Origin of the sequence: Thioclava sp. NG1, from assembly GCF_003122275.1 — a bacterium.
Taxonomy (GTDB): Bacteria; Pseudomonadota; Alphaproteobacteria; order Rhodobacterales; family Rhodobacteraceae; genus Thioclava; species Thioclava nitratireducens.
Genome location: NZ_QFBB01000003.1, coordinates 63,261 through 81,946, shown reverse-complemented (window position 1 = coordinate 81,946; position 18,686 = coordinate 63,261). Strand labels below are relative to the sequence as shown.

Here is an 18,686-nt window from a genome sequence, read left to right as displayed (position 1 = left end):
CCGGTATCAGATCAGGCAGAGGCCGACATGTCGGCGCGGTGCACCACCATCGAGGTGCCCTGCGTCTGCTTGAAGTTGTCGTAGCCGACGAGGCGGACATGGTTGCCCGGGTTGGCCTTCTTGCACATCTCGATCTCGCGGAAGATCGCATCGACATCGGTTTCCCCGAACATCGGCAGCTTCCACATGTACCAGAAGTTCGAGCGCATGTTCTCGGGCTCGGTATGCTCGATGGCCGGGTTCCAGCCCTTCGAGACGATGTATTCCACCTGCTTGCGCAGCTCGTCATCGCTGAGCTGGGGCAGATAGGAGAAGGTGCCCATCTTGCGGCTGTTCGGGTCCGAGATGCGGGAGCCGTAATCTTGCATTTCACTCATGGTGTCAGTCCTTTCTCAGGCGTTGGTGGGAGGGGCGCACCTTAGCGGTGCGCCACGTCCAGCTTGTCCACGGTGTCGAACTCGAACTTGATCTCTTTCCACGTCTCCATAGCGATCTTGAGTTCGGGCGAGTGCTTCGCGGCCGAGGTCATGATGTCTTTCGACTCCTTCTCGAGATCGCGGCCCTCGTTGCGTGCCTTGACGCAGGCCTCGACCGCGACGCGGTTGGCCGCTGCGCCCGCGGCGTTGCCCCAGGGGTGGCCCAGCGTGCCGCCGCCGAACTGAAGGCAGCTGTCATCGCCGAAGATGTTGACCAGCGCGGGCATGTGCCAGACGTGGATGCCGCCCGAAGCCACCGGGAGCACGCCCGGCATCTGACCCCAGTCCTGATCGAAGAAGATGCCGCGCGAGCGGTCTTCCTTGACGTATTTGTCGCGCATCAGGTCGATCCAGCCCAGCGTCGCCTCGCGGTCGCCTTCGAGCTTGCCGACGACGGTGCCCGAGTGCAGGTGGTCGCCGCCCAGAAGGCGCAGCATCTTCGCGAGAACGCGGAAGTTGATGCCGTGCTTGGGGTGGCGGTCGATCACGCCATGCATCGCGCGGTGGACGTGCAGCAGCATGCCGTTATCGCGGCACCAGCGGCTCAGCGAGGCCTGCGCGGCCCAGCCCATCGTCAGGTAGTCCGACATGATGATCGGCGACCCGATCTCCTTGGCGAACTCGGCGCGCTTGTACATCTCTTCGATGTTCGGCGCGGTGACGTTCAGGTAGTGGCCCTTGCGCTCGCCGGTCTCACGCTCTGCCTTCTCGATCGCTTCCTGACAGAACTCGAAACGGTCACGCCAGCGCATGAAGGGCTGCGAGTTGATGTTCTCGTCATCCTTGGTGAAGTCGAGTCCCCCCCGCAGCGCCTCGTAGACCGCGCGGCCGTAGTTCTTCGCCGAGAGACCCAGCTTCGGCTTGATCGTGCACCCCAGGAAGGGACGGCCGTATTTGTCGAGCTTGTCGCGCTCGACCTGAATGCCGTGGGGCGGGCCGTCACAGGTCGTCACGAACCACAGCGGGAAACGCACGTCTTCCAGACGCAGGGCCCGCACGGCCTTGAAGCCGAAGACGTTGCCCACGAGCGAGGTGAAGACGTTGACGACCGAGCCCTCTTCGAACAGACCCATCGGGTAAGCGATGAAAGCGTAGTAGCTCTCGTCGTCGCCCGGCACGTCCTCGATCGCGTAGGCACGACCCTTATAGTAGTCGAGATCGGTCAGCAGGTCGGTCCAGACGGTGGTCCAGGTGCCGGTCGAGCTTTCTGCGGCGACGGCGGCTGCGGCTTCCTCTCGCGGGACGCCGGGCTGCGGCGTGATCTTGAAGACGGCGAGCACGTCGCTGTCCTTGGGGGTGTAGTTCGGCTCCCAATAGGTTTCACGGTATTCCTTGACGCCGGCGCTGTATTTACCGGGATTTGCATGCTGGTTCATCGGGGTCTCCTTGTCTCCCTAAATCCGATAACTGCGGCCCCGGGCGCTCGACTGCCGGGATCGCGGGTGTGTCAGGCGGCCTTGGCCGCGGAAATCACCGGGTCGAGCGATCCCTCGGCATAGCGCTTGGCCATGTCGTCGAGGTCGATCACCTTGATCTTGCTGGCATTCCCGGCGGTGCCGAAGCGCTGGAAGCGGTCGAGGCAGAGCTTCTCCATCTCTTCCATCGCGGGGATCATGAATTTGCGCGGGTCGAATTCGGTCGGCTTGCTTTGCGCGACCTTGCGGAACTGTGCCGTCAGCGCCATGCGGTTATCGGTGTCGATATTCACCTTGCGCACGCCCGACTTGATGCCGCGCTCGATCTCTTCGACCGGGACACCGTAGGTCTGGGGCATCTCGCCGCCGGACTCGTTGATCAGGTCCTGCAGATATTGCGGCACGCTTGACGAGCCGTGCATCACGAGATGGACGTTCGGGATCTTCGCATGGATCTTCTCGATCTGGCTGATCGCGAGGATGTCGCCCGTGGGCTTGCGCGAGAACTTGTAGGCGCCGTGGCTGGTGCCGCAGGCGATCGCCAGCGCATCGACCTTGGTGAGCTTGACGAAATCCAGCGCCTCGTCGGGATCGGTCAAGAGCTGATCGTGGCTGAGTTTGCCAACCGCGCCCGAGCCGTCTTCCTCCGCCGCTTCTCCAGTCTCGAGATTGCCGAGCACGCCCAGTTCGCCCTCGACCGAAGCGCCCACCCAATGAGCCATATCGGCCACGCGCTTGGTGATGCTGACATTGTAGTCCCAATCGGCGGGGGTCTTCATGTCCTCTTTCAGCGAGCCGTCCATCATCACCGAGGTGAAGCCGTGGCGGATCGCGGTGAGGCAGGTGGCCTCGTTATTGCCGTGGTCCTGATGCATGCACAGCGGGATATCGGGATACATCTCCGACAGCGCCTGGATCATGTGGCGCAGCATGATGTCGCCAGCATAGCTGCGCGCACCGCGCGAGGCCTGCATGATGACGGGCGCGTCGCATTTCGCCGCCGCCTTCATGATGGCGATACCCTGTTCCATGTTGTTGATGTTGAACGCCGGCACGCCGTAGCCGTATTCCGCGGCGTGATCGAGCAATTGTCTGAGCGTAATCAGTGCCATATCAGGTGTTCCTTACGTTGTGGGCCTTACGTTGCGGGCCTAACCGGTCGCGCCGCGGTCAGAGGAGCTTTCCCATCGCGACGGCGGTGTCGGCCATGCGGTTGGAGAAGCCCCATTCGTTGTCGTACCAGCTGAGGATGCGCACCATCCGGCCGTCCATCACCTTGGTCTGATCCATGTGGAAGACCGAGGAGTGAGGATCGTGGTTGAAGTCGCTGGAAACATTGGGTTTGTCGGTATAGCCGAGGATGCCTTTCATGGGGCCGTCAGCGGCCGCGCGGATAGCCGCGTTGACCTCTTCCACAGTGGTATCTTTCGCGGCCTCGAATACCAGATCGACGACCGAGACATTCGGCGTCGGCACGCGGATCGCGACACCGTCCAGCTTGCCGTTGAGTTCCGGCAGCACCAGACCCACGGCCTTCGCGGCCCCGGTCGAGGTCGGGATCATCGACAGCGCGGCGGCGCGGGCGCGATACATGTCGGGATGCATCGTATCGAGCGTCGGCTGGTCGCCGGTATAGCTGTGGATCGTCGTCATAAAGCCTTTCGAGATGCCGATCGCGTCGTTGAGCGCCTTGGCGACCGGCGAAAGGCAGTTCGTCGTGCAGGAGGCGTTCGACACGACCAGATCGTCCTTGGTCAGCGCACCGTGGTTCACGCCGTAAACGATGGTCTTGTCAGCACCGGCCGCCGGGGCCGAGACGAGCACGCGCTTCGAGCCGTTCTCCAGGTGGAAGGCAGCTTTCTCCCGCGCGGTGAAGATGCCCGTGCATTCCATCGCGATGTCCACGTCGCCCCAGGGCAGCTCCTTCGGGTCGCGGATCGCGGTGACCTTGATCTTGCCACGGCCTGCGTCGATCCAGTCGTCGCCGGTCGTGACTTCCTGCGGGAATTTGCCGTGCACGGAGTCGAATTGCAGCAGATGCGCGTTCGTCTCGACCGGGCCGAGATCGTTGATCGCGATCACCTCGATATCGGTGCGACCCGACTCGATGATCCCGCGCAGCACGTTGCGGCCGATACGTCCAAACCCGTTGATGGCAACTTTAACCGTCATTCTCGTTAGTCCCTCAGATCAGTTCTTTTGCATCCGAAACAATCGCTTCGGACGTGATGTTGAAGTGTTCGTAGAGCGCCGGGGCAGGGGCCGAGGCACCGAAACCGGTCATGCCCACGAAGCGGTCCTCGGGGCGCAGGAAGAGATCCCAGCCCTGACGGATCGCGGCTTCGCAGCCGACGCGCGGGGCATCGCCGAGAACCTCGGCGCGATAGGCCGCGTCCTGTTTCTCGAAAAGCTCGAAACACGGCGCAGAGACGACCGCGGCCTTGATCCCTTGCTCGGCCAGTTGTTCGGCAGCGGCCATTGCGATTTCAACTTCGGAGCCGGTGGCGATCAGCGTCACGTCGCGGGCCTCGGGTGCGCGCAGCAGATAGGCGCCGCGGGCGGTGAGGTTCTCGTCCGTATGTTCGATGCGAACCGTCGGCAGACCCTGACGCGAGGCCACGATCATCGTCGGCGTGGCCGTCGAGGTCATGGCGATTTCCCAGGCCTCGGCGGTCTCCACCGCATCGGCTGGTCGGAGCACGAGCAGGTTAGGAATGGCCCGGAGCGAGGCCAGATGCTCTACCGGCTGATGGGTGGGACCGTCCTCGCCGAGGCCGATCGAGTCATGGGTCATGACATAGCAGGTCGGCACGCCCATCAGTGCCGACAAACGAATTGCGGGGCGGCAGTAATCGGCGAAGGCCAGGAAGGTGCCCCCATAGGGCCGCAGCCCGCCATGGAGCACGATACCGTTCATCGCAGCGGCCATGCCGTGCTCGCGAATGCCGTAATGGATGTAATCGCCGGTGAAATCGGTAGGCGTGATCGATTTCATGCCCGAGGATTTCGTGAGGTTCGAGCCGGTCAGATCGGCCGAGCCGCCCACGGTGAAGGGCAGGGTGGCGTTGACCACTTCCAGCGCCATCTGGCTCGCCTTGCGGGTCGCTACCTTGGGCCTGTCCTGCGACAGCCTGCGCTTGTAGACGGCGATCGCGGCGGGCAGGGCGCTGGTGTCTGCCTCCTCTGCGGCGACGAAGTCGGCGCGAGCGGTCGCGGCGTTCAGCCTCGTCTCCCATTCCGCCCGCGCCCGCGCGCCGCGCGAGGCGATCCGGCCCCATTCCTCGTAGATCGCGGCCGGAATTTCGAACGGCGGATGGTCCCAATGCAGTTGCTTGCGCGCGGCAGCGATCTCGGCGTCACCCAGCGGCGCGCCGTGGACATCGTGGCCGCCTTGCTTGTTGGGCGCACCGAAGCCGATGATGGTGCGGCAGGCGATCATCGACGGGCGCGGATCCTGACGCGCGGCCTCGATCGCAGCGGCGATCTCGGTCGGGCTGTGGCCGTTGCAGTCGACGACATGCCAGCCGGCGGCGGCGAAACGCGCCTTCTGATCCATCGAGGTGGAGAGATCGGTGTCGCCGTCGATGGTGATCGAATTGTCGTCCCACAGCACGATCAACTTGCCGAGCGCCAGATGACCCGCGAGGTCGATCGCCTCGTGGCTGATCCCTTCCATTAGGCAGCCGTCGCCCGCGATGACATAGGTAAAATGATCAACCAGATCGGCGCCATAGCGCGCGTTCTTCATCTTCTCGGCTATCGCCATACCCACGGCGGTCGCGACACCCTGACCAAGCGGCCCGGTGGTCACTTCGATCCCGTCGGCATGGCCGTATTCCGGGTGACCAGCGGTGCGCGAACCCAGCTGGCGGAACGCCTTGATTTGGTCCATGCCCATGTCTTCATAGCCCAGCAGATGGTTGATCGCGTAGAGCAGCATCGAACCGTGCCCGGCCGACAGCACGAAGCGGTCACGATCGGGCCATTTCGGCGCGGTGGGATCGATATTGATGAAGCGGTTGAACAGAACCGTCGCCACATCGGCCATGCCCATCGGCATGCCGGGATGGCCAGAATTGGCCTTTTGCACCGCATCCATCGCGAGCGCGCGGATCGCATTCGCCATCCGGGTTTCTTGCGTAATTTGAATATCTTTCATCGCCTTGTTCATCCTTCTCAAGCCCGCTTCGCTTCGCGCACGAGGCGCTCGATGAGGGGGGTGAGGATCAGCTGCATGGCCAGATCCTGACGGTTGCCGGGAATGACGATCGAGTTGGCGCGGCTCATCCACGAGCCGTTGATCATCGAGGTGAGATAAGGGAAATCGATCCCGCGCGGGTTCTTGAAGCGGATCACCACGAGGCTCTCATCCGCGGTCGGAATCCAGCGCGCGATGAACGGGTTCGAAGTGTCGACGACCGGCACGCGCTGGAAATTGATATCCGTCTCGGTGAATTGCGGCGTGATGCAATGCACATAGGCGTGCATGCGGCGCAGGATCACGTCGGTGACGGCTTCGGTCGAATAGCCGCGGGAGGCCCGGTCGCGATGGATCTTCTGGATCCATTCGAGGTTGATCACCGGAACCACGCCGATCTTCAGATCTGCCAGCGCCGAGAGGTTCACCTCGTCATTGACCACGCAGCCGTGCAGACCTTCGTAGAAAAGCAGATCGGACTCGTCGGCGAAATCGCTCCAGTCGGTGAAATGACCGGGTGGCGTGCCCCATTTCTCGGCCTCGGCATCGTCATGGACGTAATGCCGGGTCTTGCCCTTGCCGGTCTCGCCATATTCGCGAAAGACGCGCTCCAACTCTTTGAGTTCATTGGCTTCGTAGGAGAAGTGGGAGAAGCCCTGATCGCCCGCGTCGTACCGCTTCTGCAGCTCTTCCTTCATGTCGGCGCGGTTGTAGCGGTGGAAGGCGTCCCCCTCGATCGAGACCGCCGAAATTCCCTCGCGGCGGAAGATCTGGTCGAAGGTCGATTTCACCGTCGAGGTACCTGCACCGGAGGAACCGACGACGGAAATGATGGGGTGTTTCTTGGACATGTATCAGCTCCGGAAGAGGCCGCGGGTATTGAAGAGCGCGTGGGCTTCATCCTGCGGCAAGTCGTGATAGGCGGCGACGCGGGCGACCTTGCTGGCCGAGCCGAATACGAAGGGCGTGCGGGCATGCAGCCGGTCGGGCGTCGCGGACATGATGGGATCGGCGCCGTCGGTGGCCTCGCCGCCGAGCTGCTCGATCAGCATCGCGATTGGCGCGCATTCGTAGACGTGCCGCAGGCGTCCGCGCTGGTAGCCTTCGCGGTCGTCACCGGGATAGAGGAACACGCCGCCGCGCGAGATGATGCGGTGGGTCTCGGCCACCAGCGACGCGATCCAGCGCATGTTGAAGTTGCGCCCGCGCGGGCCTTCGGCGCCGGCGACCAGATCGTCGATGAAGGCGCGGATCGGCTGCGGCCAGTGGCGGTAATTCGAGGCGTTGATCGCGTATTCCGAGGTCTCGGAGGGCAGGGGCTTCGGATCGGCCACGCGGCGCCAGATGTCGCTTCCGGGCTCGAGAACCCATTGCTGCACACCCTTCCCGAAGGTCACGACTAGGGCGGTCTGCGGTCCGAAGATAATGTAGCCGCCCGCGATCTGCTCGTTCGCCGGACGCAGGAAGCTGGCCTCCGTGTCGTCGGCTGCCTCGAAGATCGAGAAGATCGTGCCGATCGAGACATTCACGTCGATATTGGACGACCCGTCGAGCGGATCGATGGCGAGCGCGAGCGTGCCGGTCCCGAAATCGACCACCTCGTCCTGCTCTTCCGAGGCGTAATGGCGCACCGCACCACCGCGCAGCGCGGCCATGAAGGCCTCGTCCGCGATCACGTCGAGCGCTTTCTGCCCGTCGCCACCGGCATTGGTGCCAGCCGCTTCCGCCAGATTTCCGTCCAGCCCGTTGCGCGCGATCATGCGGGCAAGCTGGGCGCCGACGCTGGTCAAGCGGGTCATGGTGTCGGCAAGATCGGCAGAAATACCGAGGCCGTCGAAACTCACGGACATCTTCTCCTCCTCCAAAGACGATGTTCTTGTGAGCCAGACCATTGCCCGGATCGGTTTTTTATGAAATTTAAATAAAGGGAATGTGCGTTAAGGATATTTGAAACCCAATGCGGATGAATGCTGTGACGCTGAAGCAATTGCGCGCGCTCGATGCGGTGGCTCGCGGCGGTTCGCTGACGGCTGCCGGAGAGAGCCTGAACCTCACAACCCCAGCAATTCATACGCAAATCAGGGGACTGGAGGACGCGATCGGGATGAGGCTGATCCAGCGTGCCGCTGATGGCGCCGGATCCGAGCTGACCGAAGCAGGCAAAGCGCTGCGCGAGAGCGCGCTGCGGATCGAGGACAACTTGTCGCAGGCCGAAGCGACGCTGAGCGCCATCGCACGGGGGCAGGTGGGTCGGATCACGCTCGGCGTCGTCTCCACCGGCAAGTATTTCGCGCCGCGGCTGGTGAAGATGCTGCAAGACGCCCATCCCGAGATCGAGGTCGCGCTGCGCGTGGGTAACCGTTCGGCCATTATCGAGGGGATCGAGCGCGGCAGTTTCGACATCGCCGTGATGGGCCGACCGCCGCGCCATCCGCCGGTCGTGGCGCAGCCGATCGGCCAGCATCCGCATGCGTTGGTCGCGCCGCCGGGCCATCCGCTGATCGCCAAGGCAGACGATGTCGAGCGGCTTTTCGGCGAGACCTTCATCTCGCGCGAGGAAGGATCGGGGACGCGGATCCTGATGTCGCGCTGGCTCGACCGGGTCGGTGACGGGCGGCTCTATGACACGCTGGAGATGGACAGCAACGAGACGATCAAGCAGGCGGTGATGGCGGGTCTCGGCATCGCGTTTCTCAGCCTCCACACGGTGACGGACGAGCTGGAGACCGGACGTCTGGCGCTGATCCCGGCGCCTGGTTTGCCGCTGATGCGTCATTGGTTCCTTGTGCGCCGCGAGAGCGAACGCCCGCGCGAACTGGCGCTGCGCGTCTGGGATGAGATCGTCGAGATGAACGGCGCCTTCCTGCCGCATCCGATCCCGGATTGACGCCGGGGCCGCGCGGAGTACCTTTGCGCGGCAACAGGGAGGATATCATGGCCTATGCGATGGCAATCGCGCGCCCCGGCGGGCGCGACCAATTCCACAAGATCGAAATAGAGGTTCCCAAGCCCGGACCCGGTGAAATCACCTTAAGACATACCGCTATCGGTCTGAATTTCATTGATGTTTACTTCCGTACCGGCCTCTATCCGTGGCCCGTCGAGAGCGACCTGATCACCGGCGGTGAAGCGGCGGGCGTCATCGAGGCGGTCGGCAACGGCGTCGATCTGCAGGTCGGGCAGCGCGTGGCCTATACGCAGCCCAACGGCGCTTATGCGAGCCACCGGGTGATCGCGGCGAAAAACGTGGTGCCGATCCCGGACGATATTTCCGACGAAGTCGCGGCAGCGGTGATGCTTAAAGGTCTGACCGTGCATTACCTGATTCATCACTCGTATCCTGTAAAGTCCGGTGACACCGTGCTTTTCCACGCGGCTGCAGGGGGCGTCGGCTCGATCGCGGGTCAATGGCTCAAGGCCAAAGGCGTACGCGCGATCGGTACGGCTGGCGGGCCTGAGAAATGCGCGCGTGCGCTCGAGCACGGTTATGACGCGGTGATCGATTACCGGTCCGAGGATTTCGGCGCAGAGGTCAAACGGCTCACCGACGGCGCAGGCGTCGCGGCGGTCTATGACTCGGTTGGCGCCGATACGCTGATGACGTCGCTCGATGTGCTCAAGCGCTTCGGCACGCTGGTGTGCTTCGGACAAAGTTCGGGACCGGCGGATCAGTTCAAGATCGGCGATCTTGCGCGTAACTCGCTGTTCCTGACGCGTCCAACCTTGTTCCAACACACGGATCAGCCGGGGTGGCTACGAAACTCCGCCGCAGAACTCTTTGAGATGATTGGAAAAGGCGACATCAAGATCGACGTGCCACAGACATTTTCTCTGGAGGATGTTGCTGCAGCCCATGAGGCGCTGGAGGGCCGGAAAACGGTCGGGAGCACGGTTTTGACCCCATAGTGGGCGTCAAACCGCAATCATAATTTACATAATACCGATTATAGGTATTAATGTAGTATGAAAACGGGGGGCGATTTCACCCCCCGACTTTGTTTTGCGGCTGGATTTACCGCCTGACGGGATCAGGTGATGACGTCGGGTTTCTCGCGCCCCGTGCGCTCTCGGATCCCCACCAACGTCTCGGTCGCCCGGATGATCGGTGCCAGCGCCTCTTGCGGATCATGGTCCAGCCCATCCGGTCCAGGTGCATAGCGCTCGAGATACACGCGCAGCGTCGCGCCCTCGGTGCCCGTGCCCGACAGCCGCAGCACGACGCGCGAGCCGCCTTCGAACAGAATACGGAAACCCTGACCTTCCGCGACCGAGCCATCGACCGGATCAGTATAGGAAAACTCGTCTGAGCTTTCGACCGTAAGCCCTTCGACCTGCGTCCCTTTCAGCTCTCCGAGACGAGCGCGCAGATCGTCCAGCATCGCCTCTGCCTGCTCGGTCGGCAGCGCCTCGTAATCGTGGCGCGAATAGTAGTTGCGGCCATAGCGCGCGAAATGATCGGCCATGATCTCGGCCACCGACATCTTCCGCGCGGCAAGGATGTTGAGCCACATCAGCACCGCCCATAGCCCGTCCTTCTCGCGCACATGGTCGGAGCCCGTGCCGAAGCTCTCCTCGCCACAGAGCGACACGCGCCCCGCATCCATCAGATTGCCGAAAAACTTCCAGCCCGTCGGCGTCTCGTAGCAATCGAGGCCAAGCGCCTCGGCCACCCGGTCCGCCGCCGCAGAGGTCGGCATCGAGCGCGCGACGCCCTTCAGCCCGTCCTTGTAGCCCGGAACGAGATGCGCATTTGCGGCCAGCACAGCAAGACTGTCCGACGGCGAGACATAAGTGCCCGCGCCAAGGATCATGTTCCTGTCGCCATCGCCATCCGACGCCGCGCCGAAATCCGGGGCGTTTTCGCCCATCATCTCGTCCATCAACTCATGCGCCCAGGTCGGGTTCGGATCGGGATGCATACCGCCGAAATCCGGCAACGGCGTGCCATGGGTCACGGTCCCCGCCGGCGCACCGAGACGGTTCTCGAAGATCTCGACCGCGTAAGGTCCGGTGATGGCGCACATCGAGTCCATCCGCATCCGGAACCCCGCCTTAAAGACATCGCGCAAAGCGTTGAAATCGAATATCGTTTCCATCAGGTCGGCATAGGCGGTCACGGGGTCGACGACTTCGACGGTCATCTCTCCCAGTTTCGTCTCACCGACGCTGTCCAAATCCGGGTCTGCCGCGTCGATCAGATGATATTCGGTGATCTCCTGCGTGCGTTTGTGGATCGCCGAAGTGATCGACTCCGGCGCTGGACCGCCATTGGAGCTATTGTATTTGACGCCAAAATCCTCGTCCGGGCCGCCCGGATTGTGGCTGGCCGAGAGGATGATGCCGCCGTTCGCCTGACGCTGCCGGATCAGGTTCGAGGCGGCGGGCGTCGAGAGCCACGCACCCTGCCCCACGATCATCCGCGCGGCCCCATTGGCAGCCGCCATTTTCAGGATCGTACTCGCAGCTTCACGCCCGAAATAGCGCCCGTCACCGCCAAGAACCAAAGTCTTGCCCCGCACGCCGCCGATCGCGTCGAAGGTCGATTGCACGAAGTTCTCGAGATAGTTCGGCTGCATGAAAACGCGGGTTTTCTTGCGCAGCCCCGAGGTTCCGGGTTTCTGGCCGTCGATGGGCTGGGTCGCGTGGCGGGTCATGATTTCTCCTGCACTGTTGCGCGGGTAAAGACTTGAACGGATTGTGCGGCAAGGCAAGCCTCAGGGGCGCCCAATTGTTCCGCCTCCCGTTCAGGAAACGCGGAATCGATCAAGCAGGTCCAGCGACCGGGAGGTAACTGCACCCGTTGTTTGGGCCCTGCGTTGAGGATCACATAGACCGCTTCGCTCCCGGCCTCGCCTGCCGGCCCCTCGGCGGCGCCACGGATCTCGACACCGATGCAGCGCAGTTCGGGATCGTTCCAATCATGCGGCTCGGGTTCGTGCCCCGAGGCGAGCCGCCAGATCAGATCGCGCATCCCGTCCTGCTTGCGGATCAGCGAATGCAGATAGCGGTTCTGCCGCAAGACGCGGTGATTTTTTCGTATCTCTATCAAGCGTTTGACGAATGTTGTTAAAGTCTCGTCAGGTCCACTCCAATCGATCCAACCGACCTCGTTATCCTGCGCATAGGCATTGTTGTTGCCGCCCTGAGAATTGCCGATCTCGTCGCCCGCCAGCAGCATCGGAACGCCTTGGCTCATCAGCAACGTCGCGAGCAACGCGCGTTTGCGCAAAGCCTGCGCCTCAGGGTCCTCGAGCGCCTCAGAGAAGTTCGCATCATGGCCATCGCGGTTTTCCTCGCCATTCGCGAGGTTCTGCTTTTCGCCATAGGAGACGAGGTCTTGCAGCGTAAATCCGTCATGCGCGGTGATGAAATTCACCGATGCCGTCGCGGGCCGCCCCATCTGGTCGAAGATCTCCGCCGAGCCCGCGACGCGTCGCGCCAGATCGCCCGCCATCCCACGATCACCGCGCCAGAAGCGCCGCGCGTCGTCACGGAAACGGTCGTTCCATTCGGCGAACGGATGCGGGAAGCCACCGAGGTAATAGCCGCCCGGCCCGATATCCCACGGCTCCGCGATCAGCTTCACGCTCCGCAGGACGGGATCCTGCTCGATCGCGGTGAGAAATTGCGAATGCGCCTCGACCGCCCCCGACGATCCGCGCGCGAGCGTCGCGGCCAGATCAAAGCGGAAGCCATCGATGCCCATCTCCTCGACCCAATGGCGCAGGCAATCCATCACCAGACGCAGGCAAAGCGGGTTCGACAGGTCCAGCGTATTACCCGTTCCGGTCTCGTCGATATAGGCGCCGTCCGGTGTCAGGCGGTAATAGCTCGCATTGTCGAGGCCGCGAAGGCTGAGCATCGGCCCGACCGCGTTGCCCTCACCCGTATGGTTGTAGACGACATCAAGGATCACCTCGATCCCGGCCCCATGGAAGCGCCGCACCATGTCGCGGAATTCGTCGCGCGGATCTGGCCCGGAATAGCGCGGCTCGGGCGCGAAATTGGCGATCGGCTGGTAGCCCCAGTAGTTGCTCAACCCCTTCTCGACCAGGAAGCGGTCGTCGAGATAGGCGCAGCTCGGCAGCAGCTCGATCGCGGTGATCCCAAGATCGGCGAGATGCGACAGGATCGGATCAGAGGCGAGCCCTGCCCATGTGCCGCGCAGCGCCACGGGCACGTCCGGATGGGTCATCGTCAGCCCCCTGGGATGGGCCTCGTAGATCACTGTTTCCGACCAGCTGTGGCGCGGGCGATCCCATTTGGGCCGCTCGATATCGGTCACGACCGACTTCGGCACAACGCTCGCACTGTTTCGCCGGTCTGGCCTGGATTTTCCATATTGCATAGGTGCTTGCCAGCTGATCTTCGAGTCGATCTGCCGCGCGTAGGGGTCGATCAGCAGCTTCGCCGGATTGAACCGATGTCCAGCTTCGGGGGCCCAGGGCCCATGCACCCGGTAGCCATAGCGTGCGCCCGGATTGAGCCCCTCGACGAGGCCATGCCAGATCGGCCCCGAACGTCCCGGCAAGTCTATGCGTTCTTCCTTCTCTCCGTTGAACAGGCATAGCTCCACCCTCTCGGCATGGGCCGAGGCAAGCGCGAAATTCACGCCACCTTCGCAGGGCGTCGCGCCCAGCGGGTCCGGTTTCCCTGGGGTGATCTTCATCGAGCGACAAGGTCGTCATACAGCGCGGCATAGCGCGCGGCTGACCGCTCCCAGCCCCAGTCGGTTTTCATCGCGCGGCGCTGCATCGCGGACCAGCCTTTTCGATCGCCGTAAAGCGCGATCAACTTCATCAGCGCCTGCCGCAGCGCCAGATCGTCAACGGGATGGAATACGATGCCGGTCGATGCGCCTGCGGCTTCTGTCGCGGGCGTTGCGCCCACCACCGTATCGGCCAGACCGCCGACGGCAGAGACCACCGGGATACAGCCATAACGCAGCCCGTAAAGCTGCGTCAGCCCGCAGGGCTCGAACCGCGAGGGCACCAGCACCGCGTCGCCGCCCGCATACATCCGGTGGCTCAGCGCCTCGTCATAGCCGATCTTCACGCCAACCCGACCGGGATGGCGCGCAGCAAGCTCGCGCATCGCATCCTCGGCCCAGCCATCGCCCGATCCAAGCACGGCAAGGCCACCGCCCGCTTCGAGATAGGGCTCGAGCGCCGGGGCGATCAGATCCATCCCCTTCTGCGCTGTCAGGCGCGAAATCAGAATCGCAAGCGGCCCCGGCGCATCCAGTTCAAACTCGGCTTCCAAGGCCTTGCGATTATTAGATTTCCCACCGAGCTTCGTAGCCGAGAAACACGTCGCCTCCGGATCGGCCTCAGGATTCCAGACCTCCAGATCGATGCCGTTGAGGATACCGTGCAGATCGCCCGCGCGGGCCTGAATGACACCTTCCAAACCCATGCCGAACTCGCCGCGCATCAACTCGTCGGCATAACGCGGGCTGACCGTGGTGATTGCGCTCGCCGCAACCAACCCAGCCTTGAGCGTCGAGATGTCGCCCCAGAACTCCACGCCTTCGCGGGTGAAATCCCACGCCTGCAGCCCGAGGGCTGCCAGCTTGTCGCGGCCGAACCGGCCCTGAAACGCGATGTTGTGGATTGTCATCACGGTCGGGATCCCGGTGCCGCGCAGATACCATGGCACGAGCCCGGTCTGCCAATCGTGGCAATGCACCAGATCGGGCTGCCATTTGCCCGCGCCCTCGCGCGCGATCTCGGCGGCGACGAAACTGAGGGCTGCGAAGCGTTCGGCATTGTCGGGATAGTCGCGCCCGTCTTCGGAATACGGGCCCCCGTCACGGTCAAACAGATGGTCGGCCTGCAGAGCCAGAACCTCCATGCCGCCCGCCTTGCCCAGCACCAGCCGCGCCGGACCGCCATAGAGGCTCTCGCTTTCCCATACTGGTTTCGGCGATTTCAGCTTTTTCAGGATTCCGCGATAGGCCGGGATCATCACCCACATCTCCCAGCCCTGCCCTTTGAGAGCGGCGGGCAACGCACCTGCCACATCGGCCAGACCGCCCGTCTTGATCAGTGGAACCGCTTCTGACGCAACCGAGAGCACGCGTTTCATGTCTTCGCTCTTTCCAAATATCCCGGGGTGCGGGGCAGCGCCCCGCTATCCACCCCAGTTAGTCCAATGCCGCCGCGCGTTTGTCGAGCATCGCCTGCGTAATCAGCACGACCCCGCCTTCCGACCGGCGGAACCACTTCTCGTCTTCTTCCGGATCCTCGCCCACGACAAGGCCTGCGGGGATTTGCACGCCGCGGTCGATCACGCATTGGCTGAGCCGCGCATGTCGCCCGATATCGACGTAAGGCAGCACCACCGCCTCCTCGAGGCTTGCGAAACTATGCGCACGCACGCCCGTATGAAGCAGTGAATTGCGCACCTCCGCACCCGAGACGATGCAATCGCCAGAAACCAGCGAGGAGATCGCAGAGCCCCGTCGTCCGTCCTCATCGTGGATAAATTTCGCGGGCGGCACGATCTCGGCATAGGTCCAGATCGGCCATTCGGTGTCATAGAGGTCTAGCTTCGGCGTAAAATCCGTGAGGTCGATATTGGCCTGCCAGAACGCGTCGACCGTACCGACGTCGCGCCAGTAAGGCTCGGTCTCCAGTCCCGTCGTCACGCAGCTATCCGAGAACTTATGCGCCATAGCCTTGCCGTGCTTGACGATCTGCGGGATCAGGTCATGACCGAAATCGTGGCTTGAATTCGGATCCTCCATGTCGCGGATCAACAATTCGCGCAGGAATTCCCAGTCGAAGACATAGATCCCCATCGAGGCCAGCGCGTGATCGGGATCGCCGGGCATGCCGGGCGGATCGGCGGGCTTTTCGAGGAAATCGGTGACCTGGCCGGTCTTGTCGATGGCCATCACGCCAAAGGCGGTCGCTTCCATGCGCGGCACCGTCAGGCAGCCGATGGTGACATCGGCCTTGGTCTCGACATGCTGGCGCAGCATCACCTCGTAATCCATCTTGTAGATATGGTCGCCGGCAAGGATGATGACGTATTTCACGCCGTAATCTTCTACGATATCAATGTTCTGAGCGACCGCATCGGCGGTGCCCGCATACCAGCGGCTATCGGCTACGCGCTGGCTTGCGGGCAGGATGTCGAGATATTCGTTCCGCTCGGCGCGGAAGAAATCCCAGCCGCGCTGGATGTGGCGGATCAGCGAATGCGCCTTGTATTGCGTGGCGATGGCCATCTTGCGGATGCCGGAATTGAGCGCGTTCGACAGAGCGAAATCGATGATCCGGGTCTTGCCGCCGAAATAGACCGCGGGTTTCGCGCGCCTGTCGGTGAGCTCCTTGAGGCGACTCCCGCGGCCGCCCGCCAGCACGAAGGCCATGGCCTGTGCGCTCAGGCGCGTGTTGGGCTGTGGTTTCATAATCCTCCCCCTCCTCTGGGCACCGCTTATGCGGGCGTGAACATCACGACTGACAGCGGCGGCAAATATACCTCCGCGCTATGGGCGCAGCGGCCATGGGCGTGGTCTTCAGCGGCGATCGCGCCGAGATTGCCGCGGTTGCCACCGCCATAGAATTCGGAATCCGTGTTCAAAATCTCGCACCATTCGCCGCTCTGGGGCAGACCGATGCGGTAGCTGCGTTCGACCGGGGTCAGGTTCGCGACGACCACGACCGGATCGGAGCCGGGCGCGCGGCGTTCGAAGATGAAGACCGAGGCCTCGGAATCGTTGGCCGCGATCCACTCGAAACCCTGCGGCTCGCAATCGCCCCAATGCAGCGCGGGCGTGTCGCGGTAGAGCCGGTTGAGGTCACGCACCAGCGCGCGCAGCCCCTCGTGGCGCGGATCGTTCAGAAGATACCAGTCCAGTTCGCGCTCGTGGCTCCATTCCGACCACTGGCCAAATTCCTGCCCCATGAAGAGAAGCTTCTTGCCCGGATGCGCCCATTGGAAGGCGTAGAAGGCCCGGAGGTTGGCGTATTTCTCGGGCTCGCTTCCCGGCATCTTGCCGAGCATCGAGCCTTTGCCGTGCACGACCTCGTCATGGCTGATCGGCAGAATGAAATTCTCGCTGTAAACGTACGAGCTCGCGAAGGTCAGCTCGTTATGGTGAAATTTGCGATAAAGCGGATCGCGCGCGAAATAGCGCAGGCTGTCATTCATCCAGCCCATGTTCCACTTGTAGCCGAAACCGAGCCCGCCCTCATGCACGGGCCGCGTGACCCCGGGATAGGCGGTGCTTTCCTCGGCCACCGTCATGATGCCTTCCGCGCCGCCGTAAGAGGCCGCGTTCATGTTCTGCAGGAATTCGATCGCCTCGAGATTCTCGCGCCCGCCATATTTGTTGGGCACCCATTCGCCCGCCGCCCGGGAGTAATCGCGGTAGAGCATCGAGGCCACCGCATCGACGCGCAGCCCGTCGAGGTGATATTCCTCCAGCCAGAACAATGCGTTGGCAAGCAGGTAGTTGGACACTTCCCGCCGCCCGTAATTGTAGATCAGCGTATTCCAGTCCTGATGGAAGCCCTCTTTCGGGTCGGCATGCTCGTAAAGCGCCGTGCCGTCGAAATGTCTCAACCCGTGATCGTCGGTCGGGAAATGGCCCGGCACCCAGTCGAGGATGACGCCGAGCCCTTTCCGGTGTGCGGCATCGACGAACTCCGCGAATTCTTCGGGGCGGCCATGGCGGATCGTCGGGGCGTAAAGCCCGATCGGCTGATAGCCCCAGGAGCCGTCGAACGGGTGTTCGGTAATGGGAAGCAACTCGATATGGGTGAAACCCATGTCGCAAACGTAATCTACCAGCTTCTCGGCCAACTCGTGGTACGAGAGCGGCCTGCCCCCATCGTCCCAGATCCGCATCCACGAACCCAGGTGTACCTCGTAGACCGAGATCGGCGCGTGACGTTCCTGCGCCTCGGCCCGGGTCTGGCACCATGCGCTGTCACCGAAGCGGTGCAGCCCCAGCTTGCGCACGACCGAGGCCTGCGCAGGCGGATGCTCCGCGCCGAAGCCGACCGGGTCCGCCTTCAGCGGCAGCACCGTGCCCTCGGCGTCGAGCAATTCGTACTTGTAGAGCGCGCCTTCATGGATGCCGGGGACGAAGATCTCCCACACACCGGACGCACCGATCCGGCGCAGCTGGTGGCGCCGCCCGTCCCAGAAATTGAACTCACCCACGACCGAGACCCGGCGCGCATTGGGCGCCCAGACCGCGAAATGGACGCCTTCGACGCCTTGGTGGGTGATCGCATGGGCGCCGAGCTTCTCCCAGAGACGCTTATGCGTCCCCTCCCCGATCAGATACTCGTCGATCGGTCCAAGCACCGGCGCGAAGCTGTAAGGGTCGTCGAAATCCCATGTCGTCTGGTCGCGTCGCGCGCGCAGACAATAGGTTTTCTCGCTCCAATTTCCGGCGAAGACCCCGGGCACCACAGGCTCCAGCGCGACGTCCTTTTTCCCGAGCGCCCAGACCTCGTCCGCCCCGGGCACGAGTGCCACGATTTTCCCGTCATGAAGACCCAGCACGGAAAACGGGTCGGGATGATGCGCTTCGATCAGCGCTTCGGCCTCGTCGCGGGAAAGTGTCATATCGCTCCT

General features: G+C 63.0%; 14 protein-coding genes. 2 read left to right on the top strand and 12 right to left on the bottom strand.

All coding sequences use genetic code 11. From position 1 onward, the window contains the following. Positions 1 to 11 precede the first annotated feature (11 nt). From DEM26_RS05945 to DEM26_RS05915, 7 genes are all read right to left on the bottom strand, one after another. Positions 12 to 377, bottom strand: coding sequence for a ribulose bisphosphate carboxylase small subunit (locus DEM26_RS05945; RefSeq protein ID WP_075774814.1), 366 nt, complete (start codon positions 375 to 377; stop codon positions 12 to 14). A gap of 41 nt (positions 378 to 418) precedes the next feature. After that, positions 419 to 1,852 (bottom strand): form I ribulose bisphosphate carboxylase large subunit, encoded by a 1,434-nt coding sequence (locus DEM26_RS05940; RefSeq protein ID WP_088726541.1) that lies wholly within the window; start codon positions 1,850 to 1,852, stop codon positions 419 to 421. 71 nt (positions 1,853 to 1,923) lie between these two features. Then, positions 1,924 to 3,003, bottom strand: a complete 1,080-nt coding sequence (fba, locus tag DEM26_RS05935) for a class II fructose-bisphosphate aldolase (RefSeq protein ID WP_088718603.1) — start codon at positions 3,001 to 3,003, stop codon at positions 1,924 to 1,926. Positions 3,004 to 3,061: 58 nt separating this feature from the next. After that, positions 3,062 to 4,063 carry a type I glyceraldehyde-3-phosphate dehydrogenase gene (gap, locus tag DEM26_RS05930; protein ID WP_109171946.1) on the bottom strand — a complete coding sequence of 334 codons (1,002 nt, stop codon included), beginning with the start codon at positions 4,061 to 4,063 and terminating at the stop codon, positions 3,062 to 3,064. A 13-nt stretch (positions 4,064 to 4,076) separates the two neighbouring features. Further along, positions 4,077 to 6,050 (bottom strand): transketolase, encoded by a 1,974-nt coding sequence (gene tkt / locus DEM26_RS05925; RefSeq protein WP_109172130.1) that lies wholly within the window; start codon positions 6,048 to 6,050, stop codon positions 4,077 to 4,079. Positions 6,051 to 6,067: 17 nt separating this feature from the next. Continuing rightward, positions 6,068 to 6,940, bottom strand: a complete 873-nt coding sequence (locus DEM26_RS05920) for a phosphoribulokinase (RefSeq protein ID WP_088722779.1) — start codon at positions 6,938 to 6,940, stop codon at positions 6,068 to 6,070. A 3-nt stretch (positions 6,941 to 6,943) separates the two neighbouring features. After that, positions 6,944 to 7,939, bottom strand: a complete 996-nt coding sequence (locus tag DEM26_RS05915; protein WP_075774808.1) for a class 1 fructose-bisphosphatase — start codon at positions 7,937 to 7,939, stop codon at positions 6,944 to 6,946. A 107-nt stretch (positions 7,940 to 8,046) separates the two neighbouring features. Here DEM26_RS05915 and cbbR point away from each other — a divergent pair, with 107 nt between their 5' ends. Together cbbR and DEM26_RS05905 are read left to right on the top strand one after the other, a co-directional pair. Further along, a complete protein-coding gene (cbbR, locus tag DEM26_RS05910) occupies positions 8,047 to 8,976 on the top strand; it encodes a LysR family regulator CbbR (protein WP_109171945.1) in 930 nt (309 codons plus the stop codon). A gap of 47 nt (positions 8,977 to 9,023) precedes the next feature. After that, complete coding sequence (locus DEM26_RS05905; protein ID WP_109171944.1) at positions 9,024 to 9,995, top strand: quinone oxidoreductase family protein; 972 nt, start codon at positions 9,024 to 9,026, stop codon at positions 9,993 to 9,995. Positions 9,996 to 10,117: 122 nt separating this feature from the next. On the opposite strand, the gene DEM26_RS05900 is transcribed toward DEM26_RS05905, so the two are convergent. The 5 genes from DEM26_RS05900 to glgB are packed head-to-tail and all read right to left on the bottom strand — an operon-like array spanning position 10,118 to position 18,677. Then, positions 10,118 to 11,743, bottom strand: coding sequence for an alpha-D-glucose phosphate-specific phosphoglucomutase (locus DEM26_RS05900; RefSeq protein ID WP_109171943.1), 1,626 nt, complete (start codon positions 11,741 to 11,743; stop codon positions 10,118 to 10,120). After that, the gene (gene glgX, locus DEM26_RS05895) at positions 11,740 to 13,758 is read right to left on the bottom strand and encodes a glycogen debranching protein GlgX (RefSeq protein WP_109171942.1); all 2,019 of its coding nucleotides are present in this window, start codon (positions 13,756 to 13,758) and stop codon (positions 11,740 to 11,742) included. The genes DEM26_RS05900 and glgX overlap by 4 nt, the downstream gene beginning before the upstream one ends. Beyond that, positions 13,755 to 15,176: a glycogen synthase GlgA gene (gene glgA / locus DEM26_RS05890; protein ID WP_109171941.1), complete on the bottom strand. Its 1,422-nt coding sequence runs from the start codon at positions 15,174 to 15,176 to the stop codon at positions 13,755 to 13,757. The genes glgX and glgA overlap by 4 nt, the downstream gene beginning before the upstream one ends. A gap of 58 nt (positions 15,177 to 15,234) precedes the next feature. Continuing rightward, the gene (gene glgC / locus DEM26_RS05885; RefSeq protein ID WP_075774802.1) at positions 15,235 to 16,506 is read right to left on the bottom strand and encodes a glucose-1-phosphate adenylyltransferase; all 1,272 of its coding nucleotides are present in this window, start codon (positions 16,504 to 16,506) and stop codon (positions 15,235 to 15,237) included. Between the two features lie 26 nt (positions 16,507 to 16,532). Then, positions 16,533 to 18,677 carry a 1,4-alpha-glucan branching protein GlgB gene (gene glgB / locus DEM26_RS05880; protein WP_088722773.1) on the bottom strand — a complete coding sequence of 715 codons (2,145 nt, stop codon included), beginning with the start codon at positions 18,675 to 18,677 and terminating at the stop codon, positions 16,533 to 16,535. Positions 18,678 to 18,686 lie beyond the last annotated feature (9 nt).